Source organism: Nocardioides caldifontis (assembly GCF_008087345.1).
Classification (GTDB): domain Bacteria; phylum Actinomycetota; class Actinomycetes; order Propionibacteriales; family Nocardioidaceae; genus Marmoricola_A; species Marmoricola_A caldifontis.
The window spans coordinates 319,408-342,730 of the sequence record NZ_ML701737.1 but is presented as its reverse complement, the minus strand read 5'-3'; the positions used below and the strand labels follow the sequence as shown (position 1 = coordinate 342,730).

General features: G+C 73.1%; 29 protein-coding genes, 3 tRNA genes and 1 pseudogene. 21 read left to right on the top strand and 12 right to left on the bottom strand.

All coding sequences use genetic code 11. The features are described 5' to 3' along the window. The first annotated feature begins 22 nt into the window (after positions 1-22). The 5 genes from FIP57_RS07460 to FIP57_RS07440 all read left to right on the top strand — a co-directional run bounded on the left by FIP57_RS07460 (position 23) and on the right by FIP57_RS07440 (position 4,005). Positions 23-742: a FadR/GntR family transcriptional regulator gene (locus FIP57_RS07460; protein ID WP_148572886.1), complete on the top strand. Its 720-nt coding sequence runs from the start codon at positions 23-25 to the stop codon at positions 740-742. Continuing rightward, entirely contained in the window at positions 739-1,398 is a 660-nt protein-coding gene (locus FIP57_RS07455; protein ID WP_148572885.1) for a sterol desaturase family protein, read from the top strand. The genes FIP57_RS07460 and FIP57_RS07455 overlap by 4 nt, the downstream gene beginning before the upstream one ends. Before the next feature lie 119 nt (positions 1,399-1,517). Beyond that, positions 1,518-2,879 carry a D-inositol-3-phosphate glycosyltransferase gene (gene mshA, locus FIP57_RS07450; RefSeq protein WP_476739173.1) on the top strand — a complete coding sequence of 454 codons (1,362 nt, stop codon included), beginning with the start codon at positions 1,518-1,520 and terminating at the stop codon, positions 2,877-2,879. Further along, the gene (locus FIP57_RS07445) at positions 2,872-3,393 is read left to right on the top strand and encodes a type III secretion system chaperone family protein (protein WP_148572883.1); all 522 of its coding nucleotides are present in this window, start codon (positions 2,872-2,874) and stop codon (positions 3,391-3,393) included. The genes mshA and FIP57_RS07445 overlap by 8 nt, the downstream gene beginning before the upstream one ends. Positions 3,394-3,426: 33 nt before the next feature. Further along, positions 3,427-4,005 carry a TMEM165/GDT1 family protein gene (locus FIP57_RS07440; protein ID WP_148572882.1) on the top strand — a complete coding sequence of 193 codons (579 nt, stop codon included), beginning with the start codon at positions 3,427-3,429 and terminating at the stop codon, positions 4,003-4,005. A gap of 1 nt (position 4,006) precedes the next feature. Here FIP57_RS07440 and FIP57_RS07435 read toward each other — a convergent pair whose 3' ends face one another. Then, on the bottom strand, positions 4,007-4,684 hold the full coding sequence (locus FIP57_RS07435) for a response regulator transcription factor (RefSeq protein ID WP_148572881.1): 678 nt from the start codon (positions 4,682-4,684) through the stop codon (positions 4,007-4,009). After that, on the bottom strand, positions 4,681-5,826 hold the full coding sequence (locus tag FIP57_RS07430) for a sensor histidine kinase (RefSeq protein ID WP_148572880.1): 1,146 nt from the start codon (positions 5,824-5,826) through the stop codon (positions 4,681-4,683). The genes FIP57_RS07435 and FIP57_RS07430 overlap by 4 nt, the downstream gene beginning before the upstream one ends. A 132-nt stretch (positions 5,827-5,958) precedes the next feature. Between FIP57_RS07430 and phoU the strand changes: the two genes are divergently transcribed. Together phoU and FIP57_RS07420 are read left to right on the top strand one after the other, a co-directional pair. Then, a complete protein-coding gene (gene phoU / locus FIP57_RS07425) occupies positions 5,959-6,606 on the top strand; it encodes a phosphate signaling complex protein PhoU (RefSeq protein WP_148572879.1) in 648 nt (215 codons plus the stop codon). An 86-nt stretch (positions 6,607-6,692) separates the two neighbouring features. Continuing rightward, entirely contained in the window at positions 6,693-7,511 is an 819-nt protein-coding gene (locus FIP57_RS07420) for a maleylpyruvate isomerase family mycothiol-dependent enzyme (protein ID WP_148572878.1), read from the top strand. Positions 7,512-7,628: 117 nt separating this feature from the next. Here FIP57_RS07420 and FIP57_RS07415 read toward each other — a convergent pair whose 3' ends face one another. Then, positions 7,629-8,246, bottom strand: coding sequence for an FMN reductase (locus FIP57_RS07415; RefSeq protein WP_148572877.1), 618 nt, complete (start codon positions 8,244-8,246; stop codon positions 7,629-7,631). Next, on the bottom strand, positions 8,243-9,394 hold the full coding sequence (locus tag FIP57_RS07410; RefSeq protein WP_148572876.1) for an LLM class flavin-dependent oxidoreductase: 1,152 nt from the start codon (positions 9,392-9,394) through the stop codon (positions 8,243-8,245). The genes FIP57_RS07415 and FIP57_RS07410 overlap by 4 nt, the downstream gene beginning before the upstream one ends. Positions 9,395-9,496: 102 nt before the next feature. Here FIP57_RS07410 and FIP57_RS24415 point away from each other — a divergent pair. Both FIP57_RS24415 and FIP57_RS07405 read left to right on the top strand, forming a co-directional pair. Beyond that, positions 9,497-9,691 (top strand): annotated as a pseudogene (locus FIP57_RS24415) (FAD-dependent oxidoreductase); the annotation flags it as partial. 50 nt (positions 9,692-9,741) lie between these two features. Continuing rightward, complete coding sequence (locus FIP57_RS07405) at positions 9,742-10,314, top strand: FAD-binding protein (protein ID WP_275266139.1); 573 nt, start codon at positions 9,742-9,744, stop codon at positions 10,312-10,314. Here the strand turns inward: FIP57_RS07405 and FIP57_RS07400 are convergent. From FIP57_RS07400 to FIP57_RS07390, 3 genes are all read right to left on the bottom strand, one after another. After that, positions 10,257-10,988, bottom strand: a complete 732-nt coding sequence (locus tag FIP57_RS07400) for a dienelactone hydrolase family protein (RefSeq protein WP_238993343.1) — start codon at positions 10,986-10,988, stop codon at positions 10,257-10,259. The genes FIP57_RS07405 and FIP57_RS07400 overlap by 58 nt on opposite strands. Positions 10,989-11,162: 174 nt before the next feature. Next, positions 11,163-11,813 (bottom strand): UdgX family uracil-DNA binding protein, encoded by a 651-nt coding sequence (locus FIP57_RS07395; protein WP_148572874.1) that lies wholly within the window; start codon positions 11,811-11,813, stop codon positions 11,163-11,165. Positions 11,814-11,838: 25 nt separating this feature from the next. Then, entirely contained in the window at positions 11,839-12,621 is a 783-nt protein-coding gene (locus FIP57_RS07390; RefSeq protein WP_148572873.1) for a thioesterase family protein, read from the bottom strand. 75 nt (positions 12,622-12,696) lie between these two features. On the opposite strand from FIP57_RS07390, the gene FIP57_RS07385 reads away from it, so the two are divergent. From FIP57_RS07385 to FIP57_RS07360, 6 genes are all read left to right on the top strand, one after another. Beyond that, positions 12,697-12,769, top strand: a tRNA-Thr gene (locus FIP57_RS07385). Positions 12,770-12,814: 45 nt separating this feature from the next. Further along, positions 12,815-12,891 (top strand) — tRNA-Met (locus tag FIP57_RS07380). A gap of 107 nt (positions 12,892-12,998) precedes the next feature. After that, positions 12,999-13,169, top strand: coding sequence for a 50S ribosomal protein L33 (gene rpmG / locus FIP57_RS07375; protein ID WP_148572872.1), 171 nt, complete (start codon positions 12,999-13,001; stop codon positions 13,167-13,169). Between the two features lie 72 nt (positions 13,170-13,241). Next, complete coding sequence (locus FIP57_RS07370; RefSeq protein ID WP_148572871.1) at positions 13,242-13,652, top strand: FAS1-like dehydratase domain-containing protein; 411 nt, start codon at positions 13,242-13,244, stop codon at positions 13,650-13,652. Then, complete coding sequence (locus tag FIP57_RS07365) at positions 13,652-14,050, top strand: MaoC/PaaZ C-terminal domain-containing protein (RefSeq protein WP_148572870.1); 399 nt, start codon at positions 13,652-13,654, stop codon at positions 14,048-14,050. The genes FIP57_RS07370 and FIP57_RS07365 overlap by 1 nt, the downstream gene beginning before the upstream one ends. Beyond that, a complete protein-coding gene (locus FIP57_RS07360) occupies positions 14,040-15,074 on the top strand; it encodes a UDP-N-acetylmuramate dehydrogenase (RefSeq protein WP_148572869.1) in 1,035 nt (344 codons plus the stop codon). The genes FIP57_RS07365 and FIP57_RS07360 overlap by 11 nt, the downstream gene beginning before the upstream one ends. A gap of 7 nt (positions 15,075-15,081) precedes the next feature. On the opposite strand, the gene FIP57_RS07355 is transcribed toward FIP57_RS07360, so the two are convergent. The 3 genes from FIP57_RS07355 to FIP57_RS23115 are packed head-to-tail and all read right to left on the bottom strand — an operon-like array spanning position 15,082 to position 16,771. After that, a complete protein-coding gene (locus FIP57_RS07355; RefSeq protein ID WP_203231105.1) occupies positions 15,082-15,498 on the bottom strand; it encodes a DUF4190 domain-containing protein in 417 nt (138 codons plus the stop codon). A 58-nt stretch (positions 15,499-15,556) separates the two neighbouring features. Beyond that, positions 15,557-16,036 (bottom strand): DUF4190 domain-containing protein, encoded by a 480-nt coding sequence (locus FIP57_RS07345; protein WP_148572868.1) that lies wholly within the window; start codon positions 16,034-16,036, stop codon positions 15,557-15,559. A 54-nt stretch (positions 16,037-16,090) separates the two neighbouring features. Then, positions 16,091-16,771 (bottom strand): hypothetical protein, encoded by a 681-nt coding sequence (locus tag FIP57_RS23115; protein ID WP_162529702.1) that lies wholly within the window; start codon positions 16,769-16,771, stop codon positions 16,091-16,093. Between the two features lie 182 nt (positions 16,772-16,953). On the opposite strand from FIP57_RS23115, the gene FIP57_RS07335 reads away from it, so the two are divergent. Both FIP57_RS07335 and FIP57_RS07330 read left to right on the top strand, forming a co-directional pair. Continuing rightward, a complete protein-coding gene (locus tag FIP57_RS07335; RefSeq protein ID WP_148572867.1) occupies positions 16,954-18,159 on the top strand; it encodes a sensor histidine kinase in 1,206 nt (401 codons plus the stop codon). Beyond that, positions 18,156-18,812 (top strand): response regulator, encoded by a 657-nt coding sequence (locus FIP57_RS07330; protein WP_148572866.1) that lies wholly within the window; start codon positions 18,156-18,158, stop codon positions 18,810-18,812. Before FIP57_RS07335 ends, FIP57_RS07330 begins: the two co-directional genes overlap by 4 nt. Here the strand turns inward: FIP57_RS07330 and FIP57_RS07325 are convergent. Next, positions 18,796-19,863 (bottom strand): adenosine deaminase, encoded by a 1,068-nt coding sequence (locus tag FIP57_RS07325; protein WP_148572865.1) that lies wholly within the window; start codon positions 19,861-19,863, stop codon positions 18,796-18,798. The genes FIP57_RS07330 and FIP57_RS07325 overlap by 17 nt on opposite strands. Before the next feature lie 117 nt (positions 19,864-19,980). After that, on the bottom strand, positions 19,981-21,210 hold the full coding sequence (locus FIP57_RS07320; RefSeq protein WP_148572864.1) for a pyridoxal phosphate-dependent aminotransferase: 1,230 nt from the start codon (positions 21,208-21,210) through the stop codon (positions 19,981-19,983). 155 nt (positions 21,211-21,365) lie between these two features. On the opposite strand from FIP57_RS07320, the gene FIP57_RS07315 reads away from it, so the two are divergent. The 4 genes from FIP57_RS07315 to rplK all read left to right on the top strand — a co-directional run bounded on the left by FIP57_RS07315 (position 21,366) and on the right by rplK (position 23,226). Beyond that, a tRNA-Trp gene (locus FIP57_RS07315) sits at positions 21,366-21,438 on the top strand. Positions 21,439-21,513: 75 nt separating this feature from the next. Then, complete coding sequence (gene secE / locus FIP57_RS07310) at positions 21,514-21,723, top strand: preprotein translocase subunit SecE (protein ID WP_148572863.1); 210 nt, start codon at positions 21,514-21,516, stop codon at positions 21,721-21,723. Positions 21,724-21,774: 51 nt separating this feature from the next. Beyond that, a complete protein-coding gene (nusG, locus tag FIP57_RS07305) occupies positions 21,775-22,734 on the top strand; it encodes a transcription termination/antitermination protein NusG (RefSeq protein ID WP_238993341.1) in 960 nt (319 codons plus the stop codon). A gap of 60 nt (positions 22,735-22,794) precedes the next feature. Next, positions 22,795-23,226, top strand: a complete 432-nt coding sequence (rplK, locus tag FIP57_RS07300) for a 50S ribosomal protein L11 (RefSeq protein ID WP_148572862.1) — start codon at positions 22,795-22,797, stop codon at positions 23,224-23,226. Positions 23,227-23,323 lie beyond the last annotated feature (97 nt).

Here is a 23,323-nt window from a genome sequence, read left to right as displayed (position 1 = left end):
ACGGCACGGCAGGCTCGCGCTCGTGGCCCTGCAACCCGTCCGACGCCGGAGCGTCCCGGACGACGTCTACGAACAGCTCCTCGGCGAGCTCGTCGCCGGTGACCTGGCGCCCGGCGCCACCCTCCCCAGCGAGCGGCGGCTCGCCGAGGTCCTCGGCGTCTCCCGTCCGGCAGTGCGGGAAGCGCTCCAGCGGCTCTCCCACGCCGGGCTCGTCGAGGTCCGCCAGGGCGACGCGACGACGGTCCGCGACTTCCGGCGCACGGGCGGCCTCGAGCTGCTCGCCCGGCTGCTCGTCCGCGGCGGCCGGCTCGACGTCGCGGTCGCCCGCAGCCTGCTAGAGGCCCGGCTCCGGGTCGGTCCGATCGTCGCCGAGCTGGCCGCCGAGCGGGCCGGTGCCGACGTCCCGCCGCGGCTCCGCGAGGTGGTCGCGGCGCTCGAGGAGGACGACGACCCGGTCCGCCGGCAGCACCTCGCGCTCGACTTCTGGGAGCTGGTGGTCGACTCCGCCGACTCGATCGCCTTCCGGCTGATGTTCAACAGCCTCCGGGGCGCCTACGAGCCGGCGATCGACGCGCTCGCCGGGTTGATGGCCGAGGAGGTCGACCAGGTCCGCGCGTACGCCGGACTGGTGGACGCCGTCGAGGCGCACGACGGGCCGCTCGCCCGGGCCCGCGCCGAGGCGCTGCTCGGCCCCGCCACCACCGCGCTGGACGCCGCCCTCGACGCACTGGAGGCAAAGTGACGACCGTCGACTCCCGCCGCCGGACCCCGACGCTCGGCGAGGCCGCTGCCGAGTTCGTCCGCCACCCGTCGCCGTGGATCGTCGCGTCCGCGCTCGTCGCCGCCACGACCGCCCGGCTGGTCGTCGGCGACCTGGGGGTGCGCGACCTGCTCGCCCCGGCCGTCTTCCTGGCGCTGTTCCCGCTGGTCGAGTGGCTCGTGCACGTCTTCGTCCTGCACTGGCGGCCGCGCCAGGTCGGGGCGGTGACCCTCGACACCCAGCTCGCCCGCAAGCACCGCGAGCACCACCAGGACCCGCGCGACGTCCCGCTGGTCTTCATCCCCTGGCAGACGCTGCTGGTCGTCGTCGCGGTGGTGCTCGCGGTGCCGCCGCTGCTCTTCCCGACAGCCGGCCTGGGGCTGACCTTCTCGATGACGGTCGCAACCGTGGGGCTGGTCTACGAGTGGACCCACTACCTCGTGCACACCGACTACAAGCCCCGGTCCCGCGCGTACCGCGCCGTCTGGCGCCACCACCGGCTGCACCACTTCAAGAACGAGAACTACTGGCTCACGGTGACCACCGCGCACACCGCCGACCGGCTCCTCGGCACCGACCCCGACCCGGCGACCGTGCCGACCTCGCCGACCGCGAAGAACCTGCACGGTCTGGGCTGACCCGCCCACGGGATACCACCCCGCTCACGGGGTATGAGGTCCCCGGCCACGGGTGCCTGATGACCCGTCGAGGAAATACGACATCATCCTCCGTGGTTGAGACCCCGGAGGTGCCCCACGTGACGAATGCCCTGCCCCCGCTGGCACGGTCGACGCGCCCCCGCGTCAGGCGCCGGGAGGAGGTCCCGCCCACCCCCGGCTCGCTCGGGGGGCCGCTGCGCCGGGTGGCGATGATCAGCCTCCACACCTCCCCGCTGGACCAGCCGGGCACCGGTGACGCCGGGGGCATGAACGTCTACGTCCTCGAGCTGTCGAAGCGGCTCGCGGCCCGCAACCTCGAGGTCGAGATCTACACCCGCGCCACCAGCAGCGCGCTGCCGCCGATCGTCGAGGCCGCGCCCGGGGTGCGGGTGCACCACGTGCTCGCCGGCCCCTACGAGGGGTTGCCCAAGGACGAGCTCCCCGCCCAGCTGTGCGTCTTCGCCCGCCACCTGCTGCGCACCGAGGCCGGTCACGAGCAGGGCTGGTTCGACCTCGTCCACTCCCACTACTGGCTCTCCGGCCAGGTCGGGGCGCTGCTCCGCGACCGCTGGTCGGTTCCGCTGGCCCACACCATGCACACCATGGCGAAGGTCAAGAACGCGATGCTCGCCGAGGGGGACACCCCCGAGCCGCAGCCGCGGGTCCTCGGCGAGGAGCAGGTCGTCGAGGCCGCCGACATGCTCGTCGCCAACACCGACGTCGAGGCCAAGCAGCTGATCAACCTGTACGACGCGTGGCCGAGCCGGGTCGAGGTGGTCCCCCCGGGGGTCGACCTCGAGCTGTTCCGCCCCTGCCACCAACAGGCGGCACGCGCGCGGCTCGGGCTCCCGCCCGACGCGGTCGTGCCGCTCTTCGTCGGCCGGCTCCAGCCGCTCAAGGCCCCCGACGTACTGGTCCGCGCCGCCGCGCTCCTCCTCGAGCGCGACCCCTCCCTGCGCGAGCGGCTGGTCGTGCCGGTGGTCGGCGGGCCGTCGGGCTCCGGGCTCGACCACCCCGACTCGCTCTCCGCGCTCGCCGCTTCGCTCGGGATCTCCGACGTGGTCCGGTTCGTGCCGCCGGTCGCCCGCGAGGAGCTCGTCGACTGGTACGCCGCGGCCACGCTCGTCTGCGTCCCGTCGTACAACGAGTCCTTCGGGCTGGTGGCGATGGAGGCGTCCGCGGTCGGCACCCCCGTCGTCGCGGCCGCGGTCGGCGGGCTGACGACGGTCGTCCGGGACGGCGTCACCGGGCTCCTCGTCGACGGCCACGACCCGGCCGACTACGCCCGCGCGATCGAACGCGTCGCCTCCGCGCCGGCGTACCGGGAACGGCTCGGTCGCGCCGCCGCCCGCCACGCGCAGGAGTTCGGCTGGGAGCGCACCGCGGAGCTGACCCTCGACGTCTACCGGCGGGCCGCGGTCGCCGCGCGCCAGCCGATGGTCGGGGAGCTGTATGGGTGACCGCGCGCGGGCGATCGAGACGGTCCGGTCGGTCCTCGCCGACAGCGAGCTGGAGTGGGAGGAGATCGGCGACGGTCTCTTCTCGGTGACCCTGCCGGGGGAGCGCAAGCTGCAGACGCCGTGCCGGCTCGACGTCGGCGAGCACTCGTTCGCGGTGCACGCCTTCGTCGCCCGCCACCCCGACGAGAACCACGAGCGGGTCTACCGCTGGATGCTCGAGCGGAACCTCCGGCTCTTCGGGGTCGCCTTCGCCGTCGACCACCTCGGCGACATCTACCTCGACGGCCGGTTGCCCCTCTCCAGCGTCACCCCCGAGGAGGTCGACCGGCTGCTGGGCGCGGTGCTCACCTACGCCGACGAGTCGTTCAACACGATCCTCGAGCTCGGCTTCGCCTCCTCGATCCGGAAGGAGTGGGAGTGGCGGCTCTCGCGCGGTGAGTCGACCCGCAACCTCGAGGCGTTCCGCGGCTGGCTCGAGTCGGGTTCGTCACATCCTGAGCCGACCGCGGACTGAGGGGCTCGCCACCGCACGTAGCGTGGCTCGGTCATGTACGCCTTCCTCCTCAGCACCGCGGTGATCTTCGTCGCCGAGCTCGGTGACAAGTCGCAGCTGATGGCGATGACGTTCGCGGCCCGCTACCGCGCCCGCGACGTGCTGATCGGCATCACGGTCGCCACCGCGATCGTCCACCTGGTCTCCGTCGGGCTCGGGGTCGCGATCGGTGAGGCGTTCACCGAGAACCAGGACGTCATCTCGATCCTCGCCGGGCTCGCGTTCCTCGGCTTCGCGGCATGGACGCTCCGGGGCGACGAGCTGACCGAGGAGGAGGCGGAGAAGGCTCGGCGGTCGCGCGGCATGGCGCTGCTCGCCGTCGGCACGGCGTTCTTCCTCGCCGAGCTGGGCGACAAGACGATGCTCGCCACCGTCACGCTGGCCACCCAGGAGGGGTGGTTCGGCACCTGGGTCGGCAGCACCCTCGGCATGGTCCTCGCGGACGCGCTCGCGATCGGCGTCGGCGCGGTGCTCGGCCGGCAGCTCCCCGAGAAGGCGATCAAGTACGGCGCCGCGGCCGCCTTCGCGATCTTCGGCGTGCTCCTCGTGCTCGAGGGGCTCGGCGCCTTCTGAGCTACGCCTCGAGCTTGTAGCCCAGCCCCCGCACCGTGAGCAGGTGCACCGGGTGGCCCGGGTCATCCTCGATCTTGGCGCGCAGCCGCTTGACGTGGACGTCGAGGGTCTTGGTGTCCCCGACGTAGTCCGCGCCCCACACCCGGTCGATCAGCTGGCCGCGGGTCAGGACCCGCCCGGCGTTGCGGAGCAGCAGCTCGAGGAGCTCGAACTCCTTCAGCGGCATCGGCACCTCCTCACCGCGCACGGAGACCACGTGGCGCTCGACGTCCATCCGCACCGGCCCTGCCTGGAGCGTCGGGGCGGCCGGCTCGGGCTCCGCGCCGCGGCGCAGCACCGCGCGGATCCGGGCGACCAGCTCGCGCGGCGAGTAGGGCTTGGTGACGTAGTCGTCCGCGCCCAGCTCGAGCCCGACGACCTTGTCGACCTCGTCGTCCTTGGCGGTCACCATGATCACCGGCACGTTCGAGCTCTGCCGGATCCGGCGGCACACCTCGGTTCCCGAGAGCTCGGGGAGCATCAGGTCGAGCAGCACGATGTCGGCGCCGTTGCGGTCGAACTCCTCCAGGGCCGTGGTGCCGGTGGCGGCGACGGCGACCTGGAACCCCTCCTTGCGGAGCATGTAGGACAACGCGTCGCTGTAGCTCTCCTCGTCCTCGACGACGAGCACTCGGGTCACGGGAACTCCTTCTTGGGGGCACGTCGGGGGAGCCGCAGCGTGAACGTGGAGCCCCGGCCCTCCTCCGACCACACCTTCACCTCGCCGCCGTGGGAGGCAGCGACGTGCTTGACGATGGAGAGGCCGAGCCCGGTGCCGCCGGTGGAGCGGTGGCGCGCAGGGTCGACCCGGTAGAACCGCTCGAAGATCCGGTCGAGCTCGCCGGCGGGGATGCCGATGCCCTCGTCGGACACGGTGAGGTCGACGGAGCCTTCGCCGGGCATCGCGGCGACCACCACCTTGCTGTTCTCCGGCGAGTAGGCGACCGCGTTGGAGATCAGGTTGCCGAGCGCGAGCGCCACCTGGTCGGCGTTGCCGAGCACCTCGAGCCCGTGGCGGCCCTGGAAGACGATCGAGACGCCCTTCGACATCGCCTCGATCGAGATCGCGTCGATCGCACGCGCCACGACCCGGTCGACCTCCACGGGGCGCGCCTGGTCCAGGGCGTCGTCGTCCTGGAGCCTCGAGAGCTCGATGATCTGCTGGACCAACCGGTTGAGCCGGGCCGCCTCGGTGTGCATGCGGCCGGCGAACCGCTGCACCGCCTCCGGGTCGTCGGCCGCCTCCCCGACCGCCTCGGCGAGGAGGGTGAGCGCCCCGACCGGGGTCTTCAGCTCGTGGGAGACGTTGGCGACGAAGTCGCGCCGGATCGCCTCGACCCGGCGCTCCCGGGTCCGGTCCTCGGCGAGCACCAGCACCAGCCGGCTGCTCAGCGCGGCGACCCGTGCCTGCACGGCGGCCGGTCCCTTGCCGAGCCCGCGGGGGACCTCCAGCTCCGTCTGCCGGGTCTCCCCGTCGCGGCGTACCTGCCGGACCAGGTCGCGCAGCTCCTCGACCTGCAGCTCGCTCTCGCGCACCAGCCCGAGGGAGTACGCCGGCGCGGACGCCTGCAGGACGACGTCGTTCTCGTCGACCACCAGCGCGCTCGAGCGCAGGGCGCCGAGGACCGTGGCGACCCCGGCCGGCACGACGGCCGTGTCGACCTCGGGGGGCGGGACCGGGCCGCGGAGCTGCCGCTCGCTGACCCGCCAGGCGAGGGCGGTGACCGCACCGATGACGACGCCGAGGAGCGTGAGCAGCACGCCCTGCGTCGTGGGTTCCATGGCTCGATCGTAGGCCGACCCGACCCTGCATCCTGCCCGTCCAGCGGCTCCGTACCCGGACTACGCCCTCTGTTCACCTGGGGTTCATCTCGGGTTGCCGGGGGGGCCGACCGCGGCGGCCACCGTGGGCCCATGCGCAGCGCCTACTTCGACCAGCTCGACCTGATCGTGGACGAGCTGGTGTCGATGACCAAGCAGGTCCAGCAGTCCGTGGTCCGGGCCACGCACTCCCTGCTGACCGCCGACCCGCACGTCGCCGACCAGGTGGTCCGCGGTGATGCGGCGATCGACGCGCTCCGTGAACGGGTCGAGGACCAGGTGTTCGAGCTGATGGCTCTGCAACAGCCGGTGGCAGGTGACCTCCGGATGCTGATCGCAGCCGTGCGCATGGTCGCCGACCTCGAGCGGATGGGCGACCTCTCGGTCCACGTCGCCAAGGTGGCCCAGCTGCGCAACCCCGAGATCGCGGTGCCCGAGCCGATGCGGCCGACCATCGAGCGGATGGCGCACGTCGCCGTGCACATGGTGGGGGCGGCCGGCGACGTCATCGCGCAGCGCGACGTCGAGGCCGCCGAACGGCTCGAGGCCGACGACGAGGAGATGGACGAGCTGCGCCGCCGCTCCTTCCGGATGATGCTCGGTGACGACTGGGCCTTCGGGGTGGAGCCGGCGATCGACGTGGCGCTGCTCGGTCGCTACTACGAGCGGATCGCCGACCACGCGGTGTCCCTCGGCCGGCGGGTGGTCTACCTCGTCACCGGTCAGGCACCGACGCCGTGAGCTGCGGAGCCGCTCGGACGGTCCGCTCCCACGCATAGCCCCTTCGTGCGCCCCGCCGTGCCGGTCGGACGTGCCACGATGGGCCCATGGACTCGGCGACACGGGCCGGCACCGGCCTCGACTTCGTCGTCGAGTTCGCGGCCGCGGCCGAGTGGTTCGCCGACCACGTCGCCCGCGCGGGGATGCGGCAGGCCGTCCCCACGTGCCCGGACTGGACCGTGCTCGACCTCGTCGTCCACCTCGGCAACACCCACTCGTGGGCGGCCACGGTGGTCGAGACCGGTCGGGCGGCGTACGGGCTCGACGACCGTCCGTCGTCGCACAAGGCGCGCCGGGTCGCGGAGTGGTACCTCGGTCGTGCCGAGGACCTCTACTCCGTGCTCCGGGACATCCCTGCGGACAAGCCGTGCTGGAACTTCGCCTTCGGTGCCGGCCGGGTCGGCTTCTGGCAGCGCCGGCAGACCCACGAGACCGTGATGCACGGAGTCGACCTCGCGATGGCGACCGGGACCGCGGAACGGCTGCCGCCGCACCTCGCCGCGGACGGGATCGACGAGGCGTTGACCGTCTTCCTGCACCGCATGCACAGCCGGGGGTACGCCGCCGACCTCACCGCACCGATCTCCTTGCGGGCCACCGACGTCAAGCGGTCGTGGGTCGTCGAACCCGCGACCCGCGGCGACTTCCCGGCCCAGGCGTCTCCCGTCGAGAGCCGCACCGGCGAGCGGCCGCTGGTGCCCCGGGTCCTCGTCGAGGACCGGCCCGGCACCGACGCCGTCGAGGCGCCCGCGGCGCTGCTGCTCAAGGTGCTGTGGAAGCGCGCCTCGCCGGACGACCCTGGGGTCCGCACGACCGGCGACCTGGAACGGGTCCGCCGGTTCCTGGCGAGCCGGCTGACCTCCTGAGCCCTCCATGGTGGCGCGCGGTCGGGTGTTGAACCGCCCCTCGTGGCGCGGTGTTTGACGTTGAACCGCCCCTCGTGGCGCGGTGTTTCGCGTTGAACCGCCCCTCGTGGCGCGGCGTCAGCCGTTGCCGCGGAGCAGCTCCTCGAACGGCGTGACCTCCTCGAACGGGTCCGGTGCGGGCGCGCGCCGGACCGTCGAGGGCGCGAGCAGCGCGGCCAGCTCGCCGGCCGCCCGGTCGATCCGCTCCTGCAGCTGCCCCGAGGTGGTGTCGCCGAAGTCCTCCGTCGCCGCGAACACCGCGGTCGGGACGACCACCGCGCGCAGGTAGGAGAACAGGGGCCGCAGCGCGTGCTCGAGCACCAGCGAGTGGCGGGCGGTCCCGGCGGTCGCGGCGACGAGGGTCGGCTTCCCGGCCAGCGCGTCCTTGTCGAGCACGTCGAAGAACGTCTTGAAGAGCCCGGCGTACGACGCGGTGAACACCGGCGTGACCGCGACGAGCGCGTCCGCCGACGTGACCGCCGCGATGGCCGCCTCGAGCTCGGGCGGCGGGAAGCCGGTGACGAGGTTGTCGGCGAGCGCGTGGGCCAGCGGCCGTAGCTCGACGACCTCGACGAGCACCTCACCGCCGGCCTCCTTCACCTGCGCCCGGACCGCTTCGGCGAGCCGGTCGGCGAGCAGTCGGGTGGAGGACGGCTGGGAGAGCCCCGCGGAGACGACCGCGACGGTGTAGGTCATCGGACCGCTCCGGCGTCCTCGGCGCGCGAGCCGGTGGCGCTGTCGGCCTCGGCGTACACCGTGCTGTCCTTCCCGCCGGCCGCGGCCGCGACCAGCGACGCGTGGGTCGGGGCGTCCGGGACGTGCGCCGGCTTGAGGGCGGCGAACTCCTTGCGCAGCACCGGGACGACCTCCTCGCCGAGGATGTCGAGCTGCTCGAGGACCGTCTTCAACGGCAGCCCCGCGTGGTCCATGAGGAAGAGCTGGCGCTGGTAGTCGCCGACGTACTCACGGAAGCCGAGGGTGCGCTCGATGACCTGCTGCGGCGATCCCACGGTGAGCGGCGTCATCTCGGCGAAGTCCTCGAGGGAGGGGCCGTGACCGTAGACGGGCGCGTTGTCGAAGTACGGGCGGAACTCGCGGACCGCGTCCTGGCTGTTCTTGCGCATGAAGGCCTGGCCGCCGAGCCCGACGATCGCCTGGTCGGCCGCGCCGTGGCCGTAGTGCTCGAACCGGCGGCGGTAGAGGTTCACCATCCGCTGGGTGTGCGAGGCGGGCCAGAAGATGTGGTTGGCGAAGAAGCCGTCGCCGTAGTACGCCGCCTGCTCGGCGATCTCGGGGGAGCGGATCGAGCCGTGCCAGACGAACGGGGGGACGCCGTCGAGCGGCCGCGGGGTGCTGGTGAACCCCTGCAGCGGCGTGCGGAACTTGCCCTCCCAGTTGACGACGTCCTCGCGCCAGAGCCGGCGGAGCAGCGCGTAGTTCTCGATCGCCAGCGGGATGCCTTGACGGATGTCCTTGCCGAACCAGGGGTAGACCGGGCCGGTGTTGCCGCGCCCCATGACGAGGTCGACGCGGCCGTCGGTCAGGTGCTGGAGCTTGGCGTAGTTCTCCGCGATCAGCACCGGGTCGGTGGTGGTGATCAGCGTGGTCGCGGTGCTGAGGATGATCCGCTCGGTCTGCGCGCCGATGTAGGCCAGCGTGGTCGTGGGTGCGGAGGCGATGAACGGCGGGTTGTGGTGCTCACCGGTGGCGAAGACGTCGAGCCCGACCTCCTCGGCCTTCTTCGCGATGGCGACGGTGGCCTTGATCCGCTCGTGCTCCGTCGGGGTGCGGCCGGTGGTCGGGTCGGTGGTGACGTCGCCGACCGTGAAGATCCCGAACTGCATGGCGTGCTCCTAGGTTGTCGATTCAACCGTCCCCAACAAGCGCCGGCCGCGATCTGTTCCACGACTAGAACACGTTCTAAACTCGCGTCCGTGAATACCGAGATGCCCACGCCCGTCGCCGCCTCCAGCGTGACCGATTGGAGCGACGAGGTCGACGTCCTGGTCGTCGGGGCCGGCATGGGCGGCGCCTGCGCCGCGCTCGAGGCGGCCCGGGCCGGTGCCTCGGTGCTCCTGCTCGACCGCGGCGGCCGGGGGACCAGCACGAGCGCGATGGCCGGTGGCCACTTCTACCTCGGCGGCGGTACGGCGGTGCAGCAGGTGACCGGGCACGGGACACCCCGGAGGAGATGGAGAAGTACCTCCGGGCCGTCAGCCCCGACGTCCCGCCCGAGAAGGTGCACCTCTACTGCGCGGAGTCGGTGGAGCACTTCGAGTGGCTCGAGGCGCTCGGGTTCGAGTTCGAGCGGTCGTACTACGCGGACAAGGCCGTCGTGCAGCCCGGGACCGAGGGGCTGATGTACACCGGCAGCGAGAAGGCCCACCCGTTCCGCGACCTCGCTCGCCCGGCGCCCCGCGGTCACAAGCCGCCGTTCGTCGGGGACACCGGCGGCGGCGGGTTCGTCCTCGAGCTCGCGCTCGCCCGGCTCGCCGAGCTCGGGGTCGAGCCGCGGTACGACACCGGCGTCACCGGGCTTGTCGTGGACGACGGCCGGGTCGTCGGGGCCTCGTGGAGGTCGTCCCACGCCGAGCCGTCGCATCTTCACGGGCGAACCTGGCCGAGCCGTCGCATCTTCAGGCATAAAACCCGGCCGAGCCGTCGCAACTTCACGCAGGACCGACGCCCAGCCGTCGCGTCTTCCTGTCAGCCCCGCAATTTCTCGGTGAGGAAATCGAGGACCCGGTCGACCCCCTCCTGCTGACGGTGCAACGTCAACGTCGAGTGCTTGCGGCCGGGGAACTCGACGGCGATGAAGTTGTCCCCGAGCTCACGGCGGAGCGTGTCGAACCGCTGGCCGACGGCCGGGTCCCCGGCGTACCGCAACCCGAGCACCTGGCACCCCCCGACCACCTTGTCGCGGACGGAGTCGAGGTCCGCCGGGCTCAGGTTCAGGTCGGCGGCGCGCTTCGGCCCGAGGGGGAACGGCGTCGATGGCTGGGCGACGACCGGCGCCGCGACCGGGGCGCCGGCGAGCATCGCGAGGGCGAACCCGCCGGTGAAGCACATCCCGACCGCCCCCACGCCGGGGCCGCCGAGCTCCTCGTGCAGCTCGACGGCGAGCGAGCGGAGCCACGTCGCGATGGGCGGCGTACGGCCGAGCGCGAACGCGGTGAACTCCCGGTTCACGCACACCGTGGCGACCGTCGCGGCGGCGTACCCCGGCGTCGCCTTCCTGCCGGCCTGGCCGAAGAGGTGCGGCAGCACGACGGTGAAGCCGCGGTCGACGACCTCCTCGGCGAGCTCCACGACCTCCGGGATGATCCCCGGCAGCTCGTGGATGACCACGACGGCGGGGCCGGAGCCCTTGCGAAAGTAGGAGTACGTGCGGTCGCCGGCGGTGTGGATGCCCCGGCCCCAGGAGTCGAGTGGGTTCACCCGCCGGACGCTAGTGGACCGGCCGGCAGGACGCGCCGGCTCGACGCCGGGCGGAGTGAAGTTGCGACGACTCGGCGGCCCTGGCGCGTGAAGATGCGACGGGTCGGCGGTCATGAGGCGTGAAGATGCGACGGCTCGGCGGTCATGAGGCGTGAAGATGCGACGGGTCGGCGGTCAGGGGAGCAGGGAGGCGGCGACGCGGAGGTCGGCGACGAACGCCTCCAGGTCGGCGTCCCGCTGCCTCGACCGGAGGATCGAGGACGGGTGGACGGTCGGCACCACCCACTCCGGCGTCGCGGCGATCTCCAGCGACGAGGGCCACTCCATCCGCGTCCCGCGTGACGCCCCGACCCGGAACGACGAGCCGTAGACCGCCTGCCCTGCCGTCGCACCGAGCAGCACCACCCCGACCGGCCGTACGACGGACAGCTCGGCCAGCAACCACGGCTGGCAGGCCACCACGTGGGCGCGGCCGGGGGTCTTGTGGATCCGCTGCTTCCCGCGGGTCCCCTCGTGCCGGAAGTGCTTGACGGCGTTGGTGCGGAAGACCGACTCCGGGGCGATCCCGGCGGACTCGAGCGCCTTGTCCAGCAGCTTCCCGGCCGGCCCCACGAACGGTTCGCCGGCGAGGTCCTCCTTGTCCCCGGGCTGCTCGCCGACGACCAGCAGCGGCGCGTCGTCCGGGCCGTCGCCGAGGACGGCCTGCGTGGCGTCGGCGTACAGCTCGCAGCCGCGGCAGTCGTCGACCGCCGAGCGGAGGCGGGGGAGGGTCGGACGCGAGGGCACCCACTCCTGGGCGCCGGGACGGGAGACGGTGTCGGCCACGGGGGTCAGGTACCCGGACCGCCCCTCATCGACGCCGGGCGACGAGCAACGCCTGGGCGGAGCGGGCGACCAGCCCCTGCTCGTCGTACACGTCCGAGGTGGCCAGCCCCACCGATCCAGGGCCGAGCGTGGTGCGCGCGTCGAGGCAGAGCCACTCCCCGACCGGAGGGCGGAGCAGGTGCACGGTCAGCTCGGTGTTCTGGAAGGCCCACGACGCCGGGTCGAGGACCGACGAGGCTCCGGAGGCCGAGTCGACGCAGGCCATCACGAGCGTCGCCGGCGTCCAAGGCTCGTCGTCGACCAGCAGCGGGCGTGGGTGCATCCACACCAGCGCCGGTCCCGGTTCGCCGACGGCACCCCGGAGCCAGCGCCACTCGACGGCGTCGAGGTAGCCGCCGTGCCACCCCTGCGGACGGTCGTGCGGCACACCCTCCGAGGGGCCGGCGGAGGGCGGCGGCCCCACCTCCCCGGCGCCGGTCTCGAGCTCCGGGAACAGCCACCCGGTGGCCCGCGCCACCGGTCGGTCGCGCGCGACGTCGACCAGCGTCGCCGAGACGAGCGCCACCGACCGACCGGCGCGCTCGACCTGCGCCGACACCGACAGCGGTCCCAACGGGACCGGGCCGAGCAGCTCCAACGTCACCCGGCCGAGCACCCGCCCGGCCGCCTCGGGAAGCGCCTCGAGCGCCCGCGTCAGCAGGGCCGCAGGAGGACCGCCGTGCTGGCTGTCGGGGCCCCACGGCGAGCCCGTCGTGGGCAGTGCGTCGAAGGTCCCGTCGGGGCGGCTGCGGTAGAACGAGGAGGCCACCGGGCCATCATTCAGGAGCCGTCCGGAGCCGATTTCAGGGACCACCCACCCGCTGTGTATGCTCTGTCCTCGCTTGCCCCTTTAGCTCAGTCGGCAGAGCGACTCCATGGTAAGGAGTAGGTCTACGGTTCGATTCCGTAAAGGGGCTCTGGGATGGTCGCCGCCGGTTCGCCGGGGGAGGCCGCGTCCCGGCGGCGGGGTAGCTCAGTCGGTTAGAGCACACGGCTCATAATCGTGGTGTCGCGGGTTCGATTCCCGCCCCCGCTACCACTCCGGCCCGTCCCGGCACTTGCCGTGTGCGGCACACTGGACAGGCAGACCGAAAGGGCACGGCTCGCCGTGCCGCAGCAGAGATCGACGACAAGAAGAGGCACGCCGTGGCCAGCAAGAGCAGTGACGTCCGCCCCAAGATCACCTTGGCGTGCACGGTCTGCAAGGAGCGCAACTACATCACCAAGAAGAACCGGCGCAACGACCCGGACCGCTTGGAGATGAAGAAGTTCTGCCCGCGCTGCCGCACGCACACCGCGCACCGCGAGACCCGCTGACGGGTCCTGAGCACTGCAGGAGCGGCGTCCCGACCCGGGGCGCCGCTCCTTCGCTTTGCTAGCGTCCCGGGCATGGCTGTCGACGGAGCCCTCGCGGGGCGCACCTTCCCGGCGCCCGCTCCCTACGCCGTCTCCGACGAGCGGGTCGCGGAGTTCGCCGCCGCCACCGGGAGCCGCTACGACGGGCCGGGCACCCCGGCCCCCACGACGTTCCCGATCGTCGTCGCCTTCAAGGCGATGGACGCCCTCCTCGAGGACCCGACGGTCGGCATCGCGCTGCACCGGGTGGTCCACGGCGAGCAGCGGTTCCGCTACTCCCGTCCGGTCGTCGCCGGTGACGTGCTCACCGCGATGCTCACCGTCGACTCGCTCCGGCAGATCGCCGGCTCCGACATCATCGGCACCAGCACCGAGATCGTCGACGCGTCCGGTGCCCACGTGGTCACCGCCACGATGACCCTCGTCCACCGGGGGGAGTCCTGATGACGCCGGGCGAGGCGCTGCCGCCGCAGGAGTACGCCGTCACCCGCGCCGACCTGGTGAGGTACGCCGGCGCCAGCGGTGACCGCAACCCGATCCACTGGTCCGACCGGGTTGCCACCTCGGTCGGCCTGCCGGGGGTCATCGCGCACGGCATGTTCACCATGGCACTCGCCGCCCGCGCCCTCGACGAGTGGGCCGGCGCCCCGGGCCGGGTCGTCGAGCTGGGGTGCAAGTTCACCAAGCCCGTCGTCGTCCCCGACGACGACACCGGCACGACGGTGCGGGTCGCCGGCACCGTGAAGTCCGTCGAGGACGGGCTGGCGACCGTCGCGCTCGAAGTCACCTGCGAGGGCGAGAAGGTGCTCGGGGTGCCGAAGGCGGTGCTGCGTGTCGGCTGAGCCGGTGACCCGCCCGCTCCTCCGCGACCGCACCACCCTCCGGCTCGGCGGCCCTGCCGCGGAGTGGGTGCGCGCCGAGACCGAGGAGCAGCTCGTCGCCGCGGTCGCCGAGGCCGACCGCGCGGGCCGCCCGGTGCTGCTGCTCGGCGGCGGCAGCAACCTGGTGGTCGCCGACGCCGGGTTCGACGGGCTGGTCGTCGAGATCGCGACCACCGGCGTGCGGGCCGAGGGCGACAGCTGCGGCGGCGCGATGGTCGAGGTCGCCGCGGGGGAGGGGTGGGACCGCCTCGTCGCCCGCGCCGTCGACGAGGGGTGGATCGGCGTCGAGGCGCTGTCCGGGATCCCCGGCAGCGTCGGCGCGACCCCGATCCAGAACGTCGGCGCCTACGGCCAGGAGGTCGCCGACACGATCGCCCGCGTCCGCACCTGGGACCGCGTTGAGGGGCGGCACCGCACGTTCTTCCACGCCGACTGCGGGTTCGGCTACCGCACCAGCCGGTTCAAGCAGGACCCGTCCCGCTACGTCGTGCTGTCCGTCGCGTTCCAGCTGCGGTTCGGCACCCTCGGTGCGCCGGTGCGGTACGCCGAGCTCGCCCGCACGCTCGGGGTCGAGCAGGGACAGCGCGCCCCGCTCGCGGAGGTCCGCAAGGCGGTGCTCGGGCTGCGCGCCGGCAAGGGGATGGTGCTCGACGCGGAAGACCACGACACGTGGTCCGCGGGGTCGTTCTTCACCAACCCCGTCGTACCCCGCGAGGCGCTGCCCGAGGGGGCGCCGGCCTGGGAGCAGCCCGACGGCCGGGTGAAGACGAGTGCAGCGTGGCTGATCGAGCGCGCCGGCTTCACCAAGGGGTACGGCGACGGGCAGGTCCGGCTCTCCACCAAGCACACGTTGGCGCTGACCAACCGGGGTGGGGGCACCACCGAGGAGCTGCTCGCCCTCGCCGCCAGCGTCCGGGACGGCGTGCGCGACCGGTTCGGGATCACGCTGGTGCCCGAACCGGTGCTGGTCGGCTGCTCCTTCTGAGCGGGGCTCAGGGCGCGCTGGCCGCCATCCCGCCGAAGATCGCCACGATGATCACGAAGTAGACGAGCAGGAACGCGACCGCGATCCCGAGGAGCGCGGTGGCGATGATCCCGCAGACGTAGCCGGCCTGCGCCTGGCCGCGGCCGCCGAGCTGGCCGCCGCTGGCGTCGATCTCGGCCATCGTCTTCTTCCCCATCGACCAGGCGAACGGGCCGAGGACCTGGCAGAGCACGATGCCGAGGATTCCCAGGATCATCGCGGTCGCGGCCTGGGGGTGGTCGGGGACGCGGTAGTAGACCGGCGGCGGGTAGCCGGGAGGCTGCTGGCCGTAGTAGCCGGGCTGCTGCCCGTAGCCCGGCTGCTCCCCGTAGCCGTAGGGCTGGTTCGGGTCCTGCGGGCGCGGTCCGGAGGGCGGCGTGCTCATGCCGGGAGGGTACCGGGGCGGACGGGCACCACGGCCCGTCGCCGCCCCGGCCCCGGGGTCACATCGAGTCGGTGTCGAACGTGTAGTCGAACGAGCCGGTCGCGGCGACGAGGATGATCAGCACGATCAGCAGCACGACGCCGATCACACCGAGGATGATGCCGGCGAGCGCCATCCCGCGGCCGCCGATGCGACCACCGGACTCGTCGGCCTTCTTCTTGCCGAGGAAGCCGGTGACGATCGCCGCGATCGACAGCAGCACGCCGACCCAGCAGCAGACCAGCGGGATGCCGAGGATGCCGGTGACCAGCGAGGCGATGGCGAGGCCGTTGGTCTGCTGGCCGCCACCGGGCTGGCCGCCGCCGTACTGCGGCTGGTCGTAGGGCGGCTGCCCGTAGCCGCCGCTGCCCGGGTCGGTCGGGTACGACGGGTAGGAGCCACCGCCGGGCGGCGGGGGCGGCGGGGCGCCGTACCCCTGGTTCGGGTCCTGGGGCTGGTTCGGGTCGTACGGAGGTGGTCCCCCGGGAGGCGTACTCATGCGCCGCAGTCTGCCGCACCACGCCGCCGGCGGGTGGCAGCCACACCAGGCGGGTCAGCGACGGGCGAGCCTGACCCCGGCCACGGCGATCCACACCAGCCCGAGGAGGAACGGCACCGGGAACGCCGACGACGGGTCGATGGACCCCACGAGCGCGGCGGCGAGCCCGGCGCCGGCCACCACGAGCCCGGTCGCTCGCAGGAGCCGGCCGCCGACGCCGGTGCCGTGCAGCACCAGCGCCGTCGCGCCCACGAGCACCGCGGCGGGCAGCCAGGTCACCACGAACGCCGCCTCGTTGGTGCCGACCAGCGCGTGCAGGACCTCGTCCGGGAGCGTGTCGCGGGCGCTGAGGGCGGCGAGGTACGGCGCGGCCGACGCGAGCTTGACCGCGACGAGGCAGCCCCCGGCCACTGCGGCGACCGTCGCCGCCGTGCGGGTCGCGGCCCTGCCGAGGCCACGGGCCGCCACCGCCGCGGCGAACCCGCCGGCCAGGAGGAGCCCGACGAGCTCGAGCCCCAGCCCGACCCGGACGGCGGTGCTCGCGCCTTGCGCGGCGAGGTCGGCGGCGGTGCCGGCGGGGGAGTCGTCGCTGCCGACGACGGTCTCGGTCAGGCCGTTGCCGGCCAGGACGCAGACGGTGAAGAGGGTGCCGCCGAGGGCGGCGAGGCGGTCGGCCGCAGCCGGGCTCCCGGGTGCGGCGGTCGCGGGTGGGGTGGGGGCGTGGTCGAGGGTCATGGCTCTCCTCCGGTCGTCGGTCGCCCCACGGTCCTGGTCGCCGCGGCCGGTCCGCCTCGGCTGCCCGGGCGGAGCCGGTCGTCCGCGAGAGGAGCGGGAGCCCGTCGACCTCGTCCTCGCGGACGAGGAGGAGGGGCCGCGAGGAGGAGCACGGCGCGCTCGCGCGTTGCTACCGTCCCGCCATGCGAGGGGGGTCGGTGGGCGCGGGGGCGGCCCGGGTCTCGACCTGGGCCGTGCCCCTGGCCCTCGTCGCGCTGGTCCTCGTCAACGGGCTGCTCGGCGACGGCGACGGCTACCCGGAGCCGCGGTGGGTGACCGTGGCGGTGCTGATGGCGGCGTCCGCCGTGCTGGTGGCCCGGGTCGCGCGGCCGACCCTCGCCGCCCTGGTCGCGGCGTGGCTGGTGACCGGCTACCTCCTGCTGCTCCACCGCGACCTCGCGGTGCAGCCCGCGTTCGAGCCGTTCCTCGTCATGCTCGTGGCCTTCTTCGCTCTCGGGCTGCACGCCCCGCGCGCGGCGCTGCCGCTCGGGCTCGCCGGCGTCGCGGTCCCGCTCGTCGTGGTCGAGCTCGCCTCGCTGAGCGTCGGCCGGTCGGCCGGCGAGACCCTGCCGACGCTGCTCTTCTGGGGCGTCGCGTTCGTGGTCGGCAGGTTGCTGCACGGGCTGCGCCACGAGGCGTCGACCGCCCGGGAGCGCGCCGCGGCCGCCGAGCGCGAGGCAGCCGCCGCAGCCGCGGCCGAACGCACCCGGATCGCCCGCGAGCTCCACGACGTCGTCGCGCACTCCCTCAGCGTCGTGGTCCTGCACGCCGGGGTGGAGCGGCGGCTCCTCGACGACCCCGCCTCGTCGACCGCCCGCACCCTCGACACCATCGAGCGGACCGGCCGCTCGGCGCTGGAGGAGCTCCGCCGGCTCCTCGGGCTGCTCCACGAGTCCGGGGAGGGCGGGTCGCTGGAGCCGCTGCCGACGCTCGGCGGGATCGAGGCCCTGGTCGCCCCGCTGCGCACCGCCGGGCACGAGGTGACCCTCTCCGTGGTCGGGGAGCCCGGTGACCTGGTCGGAGGGCTCGCCCTGTCGTCGTACCGCATCGTGCAGGAGGCCCTGACCAACGTCGTGAAGCACGCCCCGGGCGCGCCGGTCCAGGTGCGGCTCGAGCGGCGCGCCGACGCGCTCGAGGTCGCCGTCACCAACGGCGCGCCGACCCGGCCGCCCGCCGCAGTGCCAGGAGCAGTGGCAGGAGCCGGCCACGGGCTGGTCGGGATGCGCGAGCGTGTCCGGCTGTACGGCGGTCGCCTGGACAGCGGCCCGCTCCCGGACGGCGGCTTCCGGGTGCACGCCGTGCTGCCCCTCGCCGGCTCGCCGACCTCCGTAGAGCCGTCCCGGTCGTGACCGTCCGCGTCGTGGTCGCCGACGACCAGCAGCTGATCCGCGCCGGGTTCGTGCGGCTCCTCGAGCCGGAGCCGGACGTCGAGGTGGTGGGCGAGGCCGCGGACGGGCGCGCCGCCGTCGAGCTCTGCCGCACCGCCCGCCCCGACGTCGTGCTGATGGACATCCGGATGCCGGTGCTCGACGGGATCGCGGCCACCCGCGAGGTGACCGCGTCGACCGGTGCCCGGGTGGTGGTGCTGACGACCTACGACCGGGACGAGTACGTCTTCTCCGCGCTCGAGGCCGGCGCGAGCGGGTTCCTGCTCAAGGACGCGCCGCCCGAGGAGCTGGTGCGGGCCATCCACGTGGTGGCCGCGGGGGAGTCGTTGCTCGCCCCCGCCGTCACCACCCGGCTCGTCGGCGAGCTCGTCGCGGCGCGCGCCCGGCACCGCGATGCGGAGAGGCAGCTCGCGCGGCTGACCCCGCGGGAGCGGGAGGTGCTGCCGCTGCTCGCCCGGGGGCTGTCGAACGCCGAGATCGCCGCCCGGCTGCACCTCGGGGAGACCACCGTGAAGACGCACGTGGCCGCCGTGCTCGACAAGCTCGGCGTGCGCGACCGGGTGCAGGCGGTGGTGTTCGCCTACGAGGCCGGGATCGTCACTCCGGGTCGGTGACCGGCGCGGCCAGCCAGTCGTCGATCTCCCTCGCCAGCTCCCGCTTGAGGCTGTCCGGTGCGCAGGACGCGTCGACCGACATCCGGGCCAGCCGTGCGAGATCGGCGTCGGAGAGGTCGTGGGCGGCGCGGACGGTGGCGTACTGCCCGGCCAGCCGCGAACCGAACAGCAGCGGGTCGTCCGCGCCGAGCGCCACGGTCGCGCCGGCCTCGAGGAGCGTCGGGACCGGCACCGAGGTCAGGTCGCTGTAGACGCCGAGCGAGACGTTCGAGGTGGGGCAGACCTCCAGCGCGATCCCGCGGCGGACCACCTCCTCGAGCAGCGCAGGGTCCTCCACCGACCGGACGCCGTGGCCGATGCGGTCCGCGCCGAGGTGGTCGAGCACCCGCCGGACGCTCTCCGGGCCGAGCAGCTCGCCGCCGTGCGGGACCGACCGGAGCCCGGCCCGCCTCGCGATCGCGAAGGCCCGCTCGAACTCCTCGGTCCGGCCCCGGCGCTCGTCGTTGGAGAGTCCGAAGGCCACCACCCCGCGGCCGGCGTACTGCGCTGCGAGCCGGGCCAGCGTCCGGGCGTCGAGCGGGTGGCGGGTGCGGTTGGCGGCGATGACGACCGCCATCCCGATCCCCGCGGCCCTCGCTGCCTCGTCGACCGCGTCCAGCACCAGCTCGGTGAACGCGGTGATCCCGCCGAACAGCCCCCCGTAGCCGCTCGGGTCGACCTGCAGCTCGAGCCAGCGGCCCCCGTCGGCGGCGTCGTCCAGCGCCGCCTCCATGACCAGCCGCCGCACGTCCTCAGGGGTGCGCAGCACGCTCCGCGCGATGTCGTAGAGCCGCTGGAAGCGGAACCACCCCTTCTCGTCGGCCGCAGACAGGTGCGGCGGCCAGTCCTCGACCAGCGCGTCCGGCAACGGCACGTCGTGCTTCGCCGCCAGCTCCACCAACGTGCTGTGCCGCATCGACCCCGTGAAGTGGAGGTGCAGGTGCGCCTTGGGGAGGGTCTGGAGGTTGCGTCGGGGGCGGGGGCGGCCTCCCGGCGACCCCGGCGCGGGCAACCACCCGTTGCGCTCCTTCGTCGCTCCAGGGGGGCCAGTCCCATCCACGCCCGCGCCGGCGCCGCCGTGCGGCCGCCCCCGTCCGCGCGCGGATCCAGCCCCTGCCCGAGCCACGCTCTACGCGAACAGCTTCTGGAGCCGGGTGATCCCCTCGACCAGGTCGTCGTCGCCGAGGGCGTAGGAGAGTCGGATGTAGCCGGGGGACCCGAAGGCCTCGCCCGGCACCACGGCCACCTCCGCCTTGTCGAGGATCAGCTCGGCGAGCTCGGCGCTGGTCGTCGGCGTGACCCCGTCGTACGTCTTCCCGAGAAGCCCCTTGACCGAGGGGTAGGCGTAGAACGCGCCCTTCGGGTCCGGGCAGACGACCCCGTCGATCGCGCTGAGCATCTCGACGATCTTGCGGCGTCGCCGGTCGAAGGCCGCCTTCATCTCGTCGACTGCGGACAGGTCGCCGGTGAGCGCGGCGATCGCGGCGCGCTGCGAGACGTTGGCGACGTTGGAGGTCGCGTGGGACTGCAGGTTGGTGGCGGCCTTCACGACGTCCTGCGGGCCGATCAGCCAGCCGACCCGCCAGCCGGTCATCGCGTAGGTCTTCGCGACGCCGTTGAGGACCACGCAGCGGTCGGCGAGCTCGGGGACGGCCACCGGCATCGAGACGGCCTCGACGCCGTCGTACGTGAGGTGCTCGTAGATCTCGTCGGTGACCACCCACAGGTCGTGCTCGACCGCCCAGCGGCCGATCGCCTCGACCTGCTCGCGCGGGTAGACCGCGCCGGTCGGGTTGGACGGGGAGCAGAAGAGCAGCACCTTGGTGCGCTCGGTGCGCGCCGCCTCGAGCTGCTCGAGGGTGACCAGGTAGTCCTGGGTCTCGTCGGCGAGCACCTCGACGGGGACGCCGCCCGCGAGCCGGATCGACTCGGGGTAGGTGGTCCAGTACGGCGCAGGGAGGATCACCTCGTCGCCCGGGTCGAGCAGCGTCGCGAACGCCTCGTACACCGCCTGCTTGCCGCCGTTGGTGACCAGCACCTGCGCGGGGGTGACCTCGTAGCCGGTGTCGCGCTTCGTCTTGGCGGCGATCGCCTCCTTGAGCGCCGGCAGCCCGCCCGCGGGGGTGTAGCGGTGGTTCGCCGTGTCGCTGCAGGCGGCGACGGCGGCCTCGACGATGTACGACGGGGTGGGGAAGTCTGGCTCGCCGGCCCCGAACCCGATCACCGGACGGCCGGCTGCCTTGAGCGCCTTCGCCTTGGCGTCGACCGCGAGGGTGGCAGACTCGGCGATGCTGCCGATGCGGTTCGAGATGCGGGGACGGGTGGCTCCGGACGGGGTGCTCGTGCTGCTCGCGGTCATGCGCCCATCGTTCCACCTGGCCTCTCCCGGGTGCACGCCGGTTCGACTTGCCTGGGACGAGCCCGTAGACTGGCTCGTCGGTGGTTTCCACCCTTGATCGCCATGCCCGCACGCAGCCCGGCTGCCGCGTGGGTGCGGTCACCGGGAGCCGTCGAAGGGCACTAGCTCAACTGGCAGAGCATCGGTCTCCAAAACCGAAGGTTGGGGGTTCAAGTCCCTCGTGCCCTGCAGGACCTCACGCGGAGCCGCTGCGTGGGGAAGGAGTCCGGCGTACGACGCCCCGGACGGTGAGGAGGAGGACGGGTGACGGAGAGCTCGACTGCACAGCGACGCACCAGCCCCGCAACCTTCTACCGGCAGGTCGTGGCCGAGCTCCGCAAGGTCGTGTGGCCGACCCGGCAGCAGCTGATCACCTACTTCTGGGTGGTCCTGGTGTTCGTCGTCGTGGTCATGACGATCGTCTCGCTGCTCGACCTGGGCTTCGGCAAGCTCGCGTTCGAGATCTTCAGCTGAACCGGCTCCCGCCGGTCGGCCGCAACCCCAGAGTGAAGGTGACTGACAACCGTGTCGCAGCCGTACGACGAAGCGCCCGAGGCTCCTGTCGAGGAGGTCGAGGCGCCCGCTGAGTCGTCCCTCGACGACGCCCCGGTCGCCGAGGAGGCCGGCGAGGCGACCCCCGCGCCGGAGACCCCGACGCCGGCCGAGGACGTGGTCGGCGACGACCTGCCCGGCTACCCGGAGTCCCCGGCCGACGAGGTCAGCGCCCCCGAGGAGTCGCCCGCGGGCGTCCCCGAGGCGATCGACGAGGTCTCCGAGGAGCAGGTCGCCGCGCTGAACGACGAGAGCACCGTCGAGGCGGCGGACGCCGAGGAGTCCGACGTCGACGCCGCGCCGGCCGACCCGTTGGAGGAGTTCCGCGAGTCGCTGCGCAACAAGTTCGGCGACTGGTTCGTGATCCACACCTACTCCGGCATGGAGAACCGGGTGAAGGCGAACCTCGAGAGCCGGATCGTCTCCCTCAACATGGAGGACTACATCCACGAGGTGATCGTCCCGACCGAGGAGGTCGCGGAGATCAAGAACGGCCAGCGCAAGATGGTCAAGCGGACCGTCCTGCCCGGCTACGTCCTCGTCCGGATGGACCTCACCGACGAGTCGTGGGCCGCGGTGCGGCACACCCCGTCGGTCACCGGCTTCGTCGGCCACAGCCAGCAGCCGGTGCCGCTGAGCCTGGAGGAGGTCGAGAAGATGCTCGCTCCGGCGATCGTCGCCTCCGCCGAGGCCGCTGCGGCCACCACCGCCGCCGAGGGCGGCGCCGCGGCCGCCGCGCCCGCGAAGAAGAAGGTCGAGGTCGCCGACTTCGACGTCTCGGACTCCGTCATGGTCGTCGACGGGCCGTTCGCGACGCTGCACGCCACCATCACCGAGATCAACGCCGAGGCCCAGCGGGTCAAGGCGCTCGTCGAGATCTTCGGCCGGGAGACCCCGGTCGAGCTGAGCTTCAGCCAGATCCAGAAGGTCTGACCTTCCGGGCCGGCCGGCTCACCGCAACCAGCACCACCCGTTTCAGTAAGGACCCTAGGAATGCCTCCGAAGAAGAAGATCGCTGCGCTCGTCAAGGTGCAGCTGAACGCCGGGGCGGCAACTCCTGCTCCGCCGGTGGGTACCGCGCTCGGTCCCCACGGCGTGAACATCATGGAGTTCTGCAAGGCGTACAACGCGGCCACCGAGCAGCAGCGCGGCCAGGTCATCCCCGTGGAGATCACCATCTACGAGGACCGGACCTTCACCTTCGTCACGAAGACGCCGCCGGCCGCCGAGCTGATCAAGAAGGCCGCCGGCCTCGCGAAGGGCTCGAGCGTCCCGCACAAGGACAAGGTCGGCCGGCTCACCCGCGACCAGGTGCGCGAGATCGCGGAGACCAAGCTCCCCGACCTCAACGCCAACGACGTGGACGCCGCCATGAAGGTCGTCGAGGGCACCGCGCGCTCGATGGGCGTCACCATCGACGGCTGATCGAACTGGCGCGAGCGCGCCCGTGGTCACCACGCGGTGGCCGCTTCGTAGTTGAACACAGTGGCAGGCCCGCACTGCGGCCGACGACCACGACTGG

Excerpts from the sequence above, each read along its gene's own strand:
- FIP57_RS07410 (WP_148572876.1), bottom strand. The coding sequence starts at position 9,394 with ATGCAGTTCGGGATCTTCACGGTCGGCGACGTCACCACCGACCCGACC.
- phoU (WP_148572879.1), top strand. The coding sequence starts at position 5,959 with ATGCGCAGCGCCTACTTCGACCAGCTCGACCTGATCGTGGACGAGCTG.
- FIP57_RS07445 (WP_148572883.1), top strand. The coding sequence starts at position 2,872 with ATGGGTGACCGCGCGCGGGCGATCGAGACGGTCCGGTCGGTCCTCGCC.
- FIP57_RS07420 (WP_148572878.1), top strand. The coding sequence starts at position 6,693 with ATGGACTCGGCGACACGGGCCGGCACCGGCCTCGACTTCGTCGTCGAG.
- FIP57_RS23115 (WP_162529702.1), bottom strand. The coding sequence starts at position 16,771 with ATGACCCTCGACCACGCCCCCACCCCACCCGCGACCGCCGCACCCGGG.
- FIP57_RS07370 (WP_148572871.1), top strand. The coding sequence starts at position 13,242 with ATGGCTGTCGACGGAGCCCTCGCGGGGCGCACCTTCCCGGCGCCCGCT.
- rplK (WP_148572862.1), top strand. The coding sequence starts at position 22,795 with ATGCCTCCGAAGAAGAAGATCGCTGCGCTCGTCAAGGTGCAGCTGAAC.
- FIP57_RS07335 (WP_148572867.1), top strand. The coding sequence starts at position 16,954 with ATGCGAGGGGGGTCGGTGGGCGCGGGGGCGGCCCGGGTCTCGACCTGG.
- FIP57_RS07355 (WP_203231105.1), bottom strand. The coding sequence starts at position 15,498 with ATGAGCACGCCGCCCTCCGGACCGCGCCCGCAGGACCCGAACCAGCCC.
- FIP57_RS07365 (WP_148572870.1), top strand. The coding sequence starts at position 13,652 with ATGACGCCGGGCGAGGCGCTGCCGCCGCAGGAGTACGCCGTCACCCGC.
- FIP57_RS07320 (WP_148572864.1), bottom strand. The coding sequence starts at position 21,210 with ATGACCGCGAGCAGCACGAGCACCCCGTCCGGAGCCACCCGTCCCCGC.
- FIP57_RS07415 (WP_148572877.1), bottom strand. The coding sequence starts at position 8,246 with ATGACCTACACCGTCGCGGTCGTCTCCGCGGGGCTCTCCCAGCCGTCC.
- FIP57_RS07345 (WP_148572868.1), bottom strand. The coding sequence starts at position 16,036 with ATGAGTACGCCTCCCGGGGGACCACCTCCGTACGACCCGAACCAGCCC.
- FIP57_RS07430 (WP_148572880.1), bottom strand. The coding sequence starts at position 5,826 with ATGGAACCCACGACGCAGGGCGTGCTGCTCACGCTCCTCGGCGTCGTC.
- FIP57_RS07440 (WP_148572882.1), top strand. The coding sequence starts at position 3,427 with ATGTACGCCTTCCTCCTCAGCACCGCGGTGATCTTCGTCGCCGAGCTC.
- FIP57_RS07405 (WP_275266139.1), top strand. The coding sequence starts at position 9,742 with ATGGAGAAGTACCTCCGGGCCGTCAGCCCCGACGTCCCGCCCGAGAAG.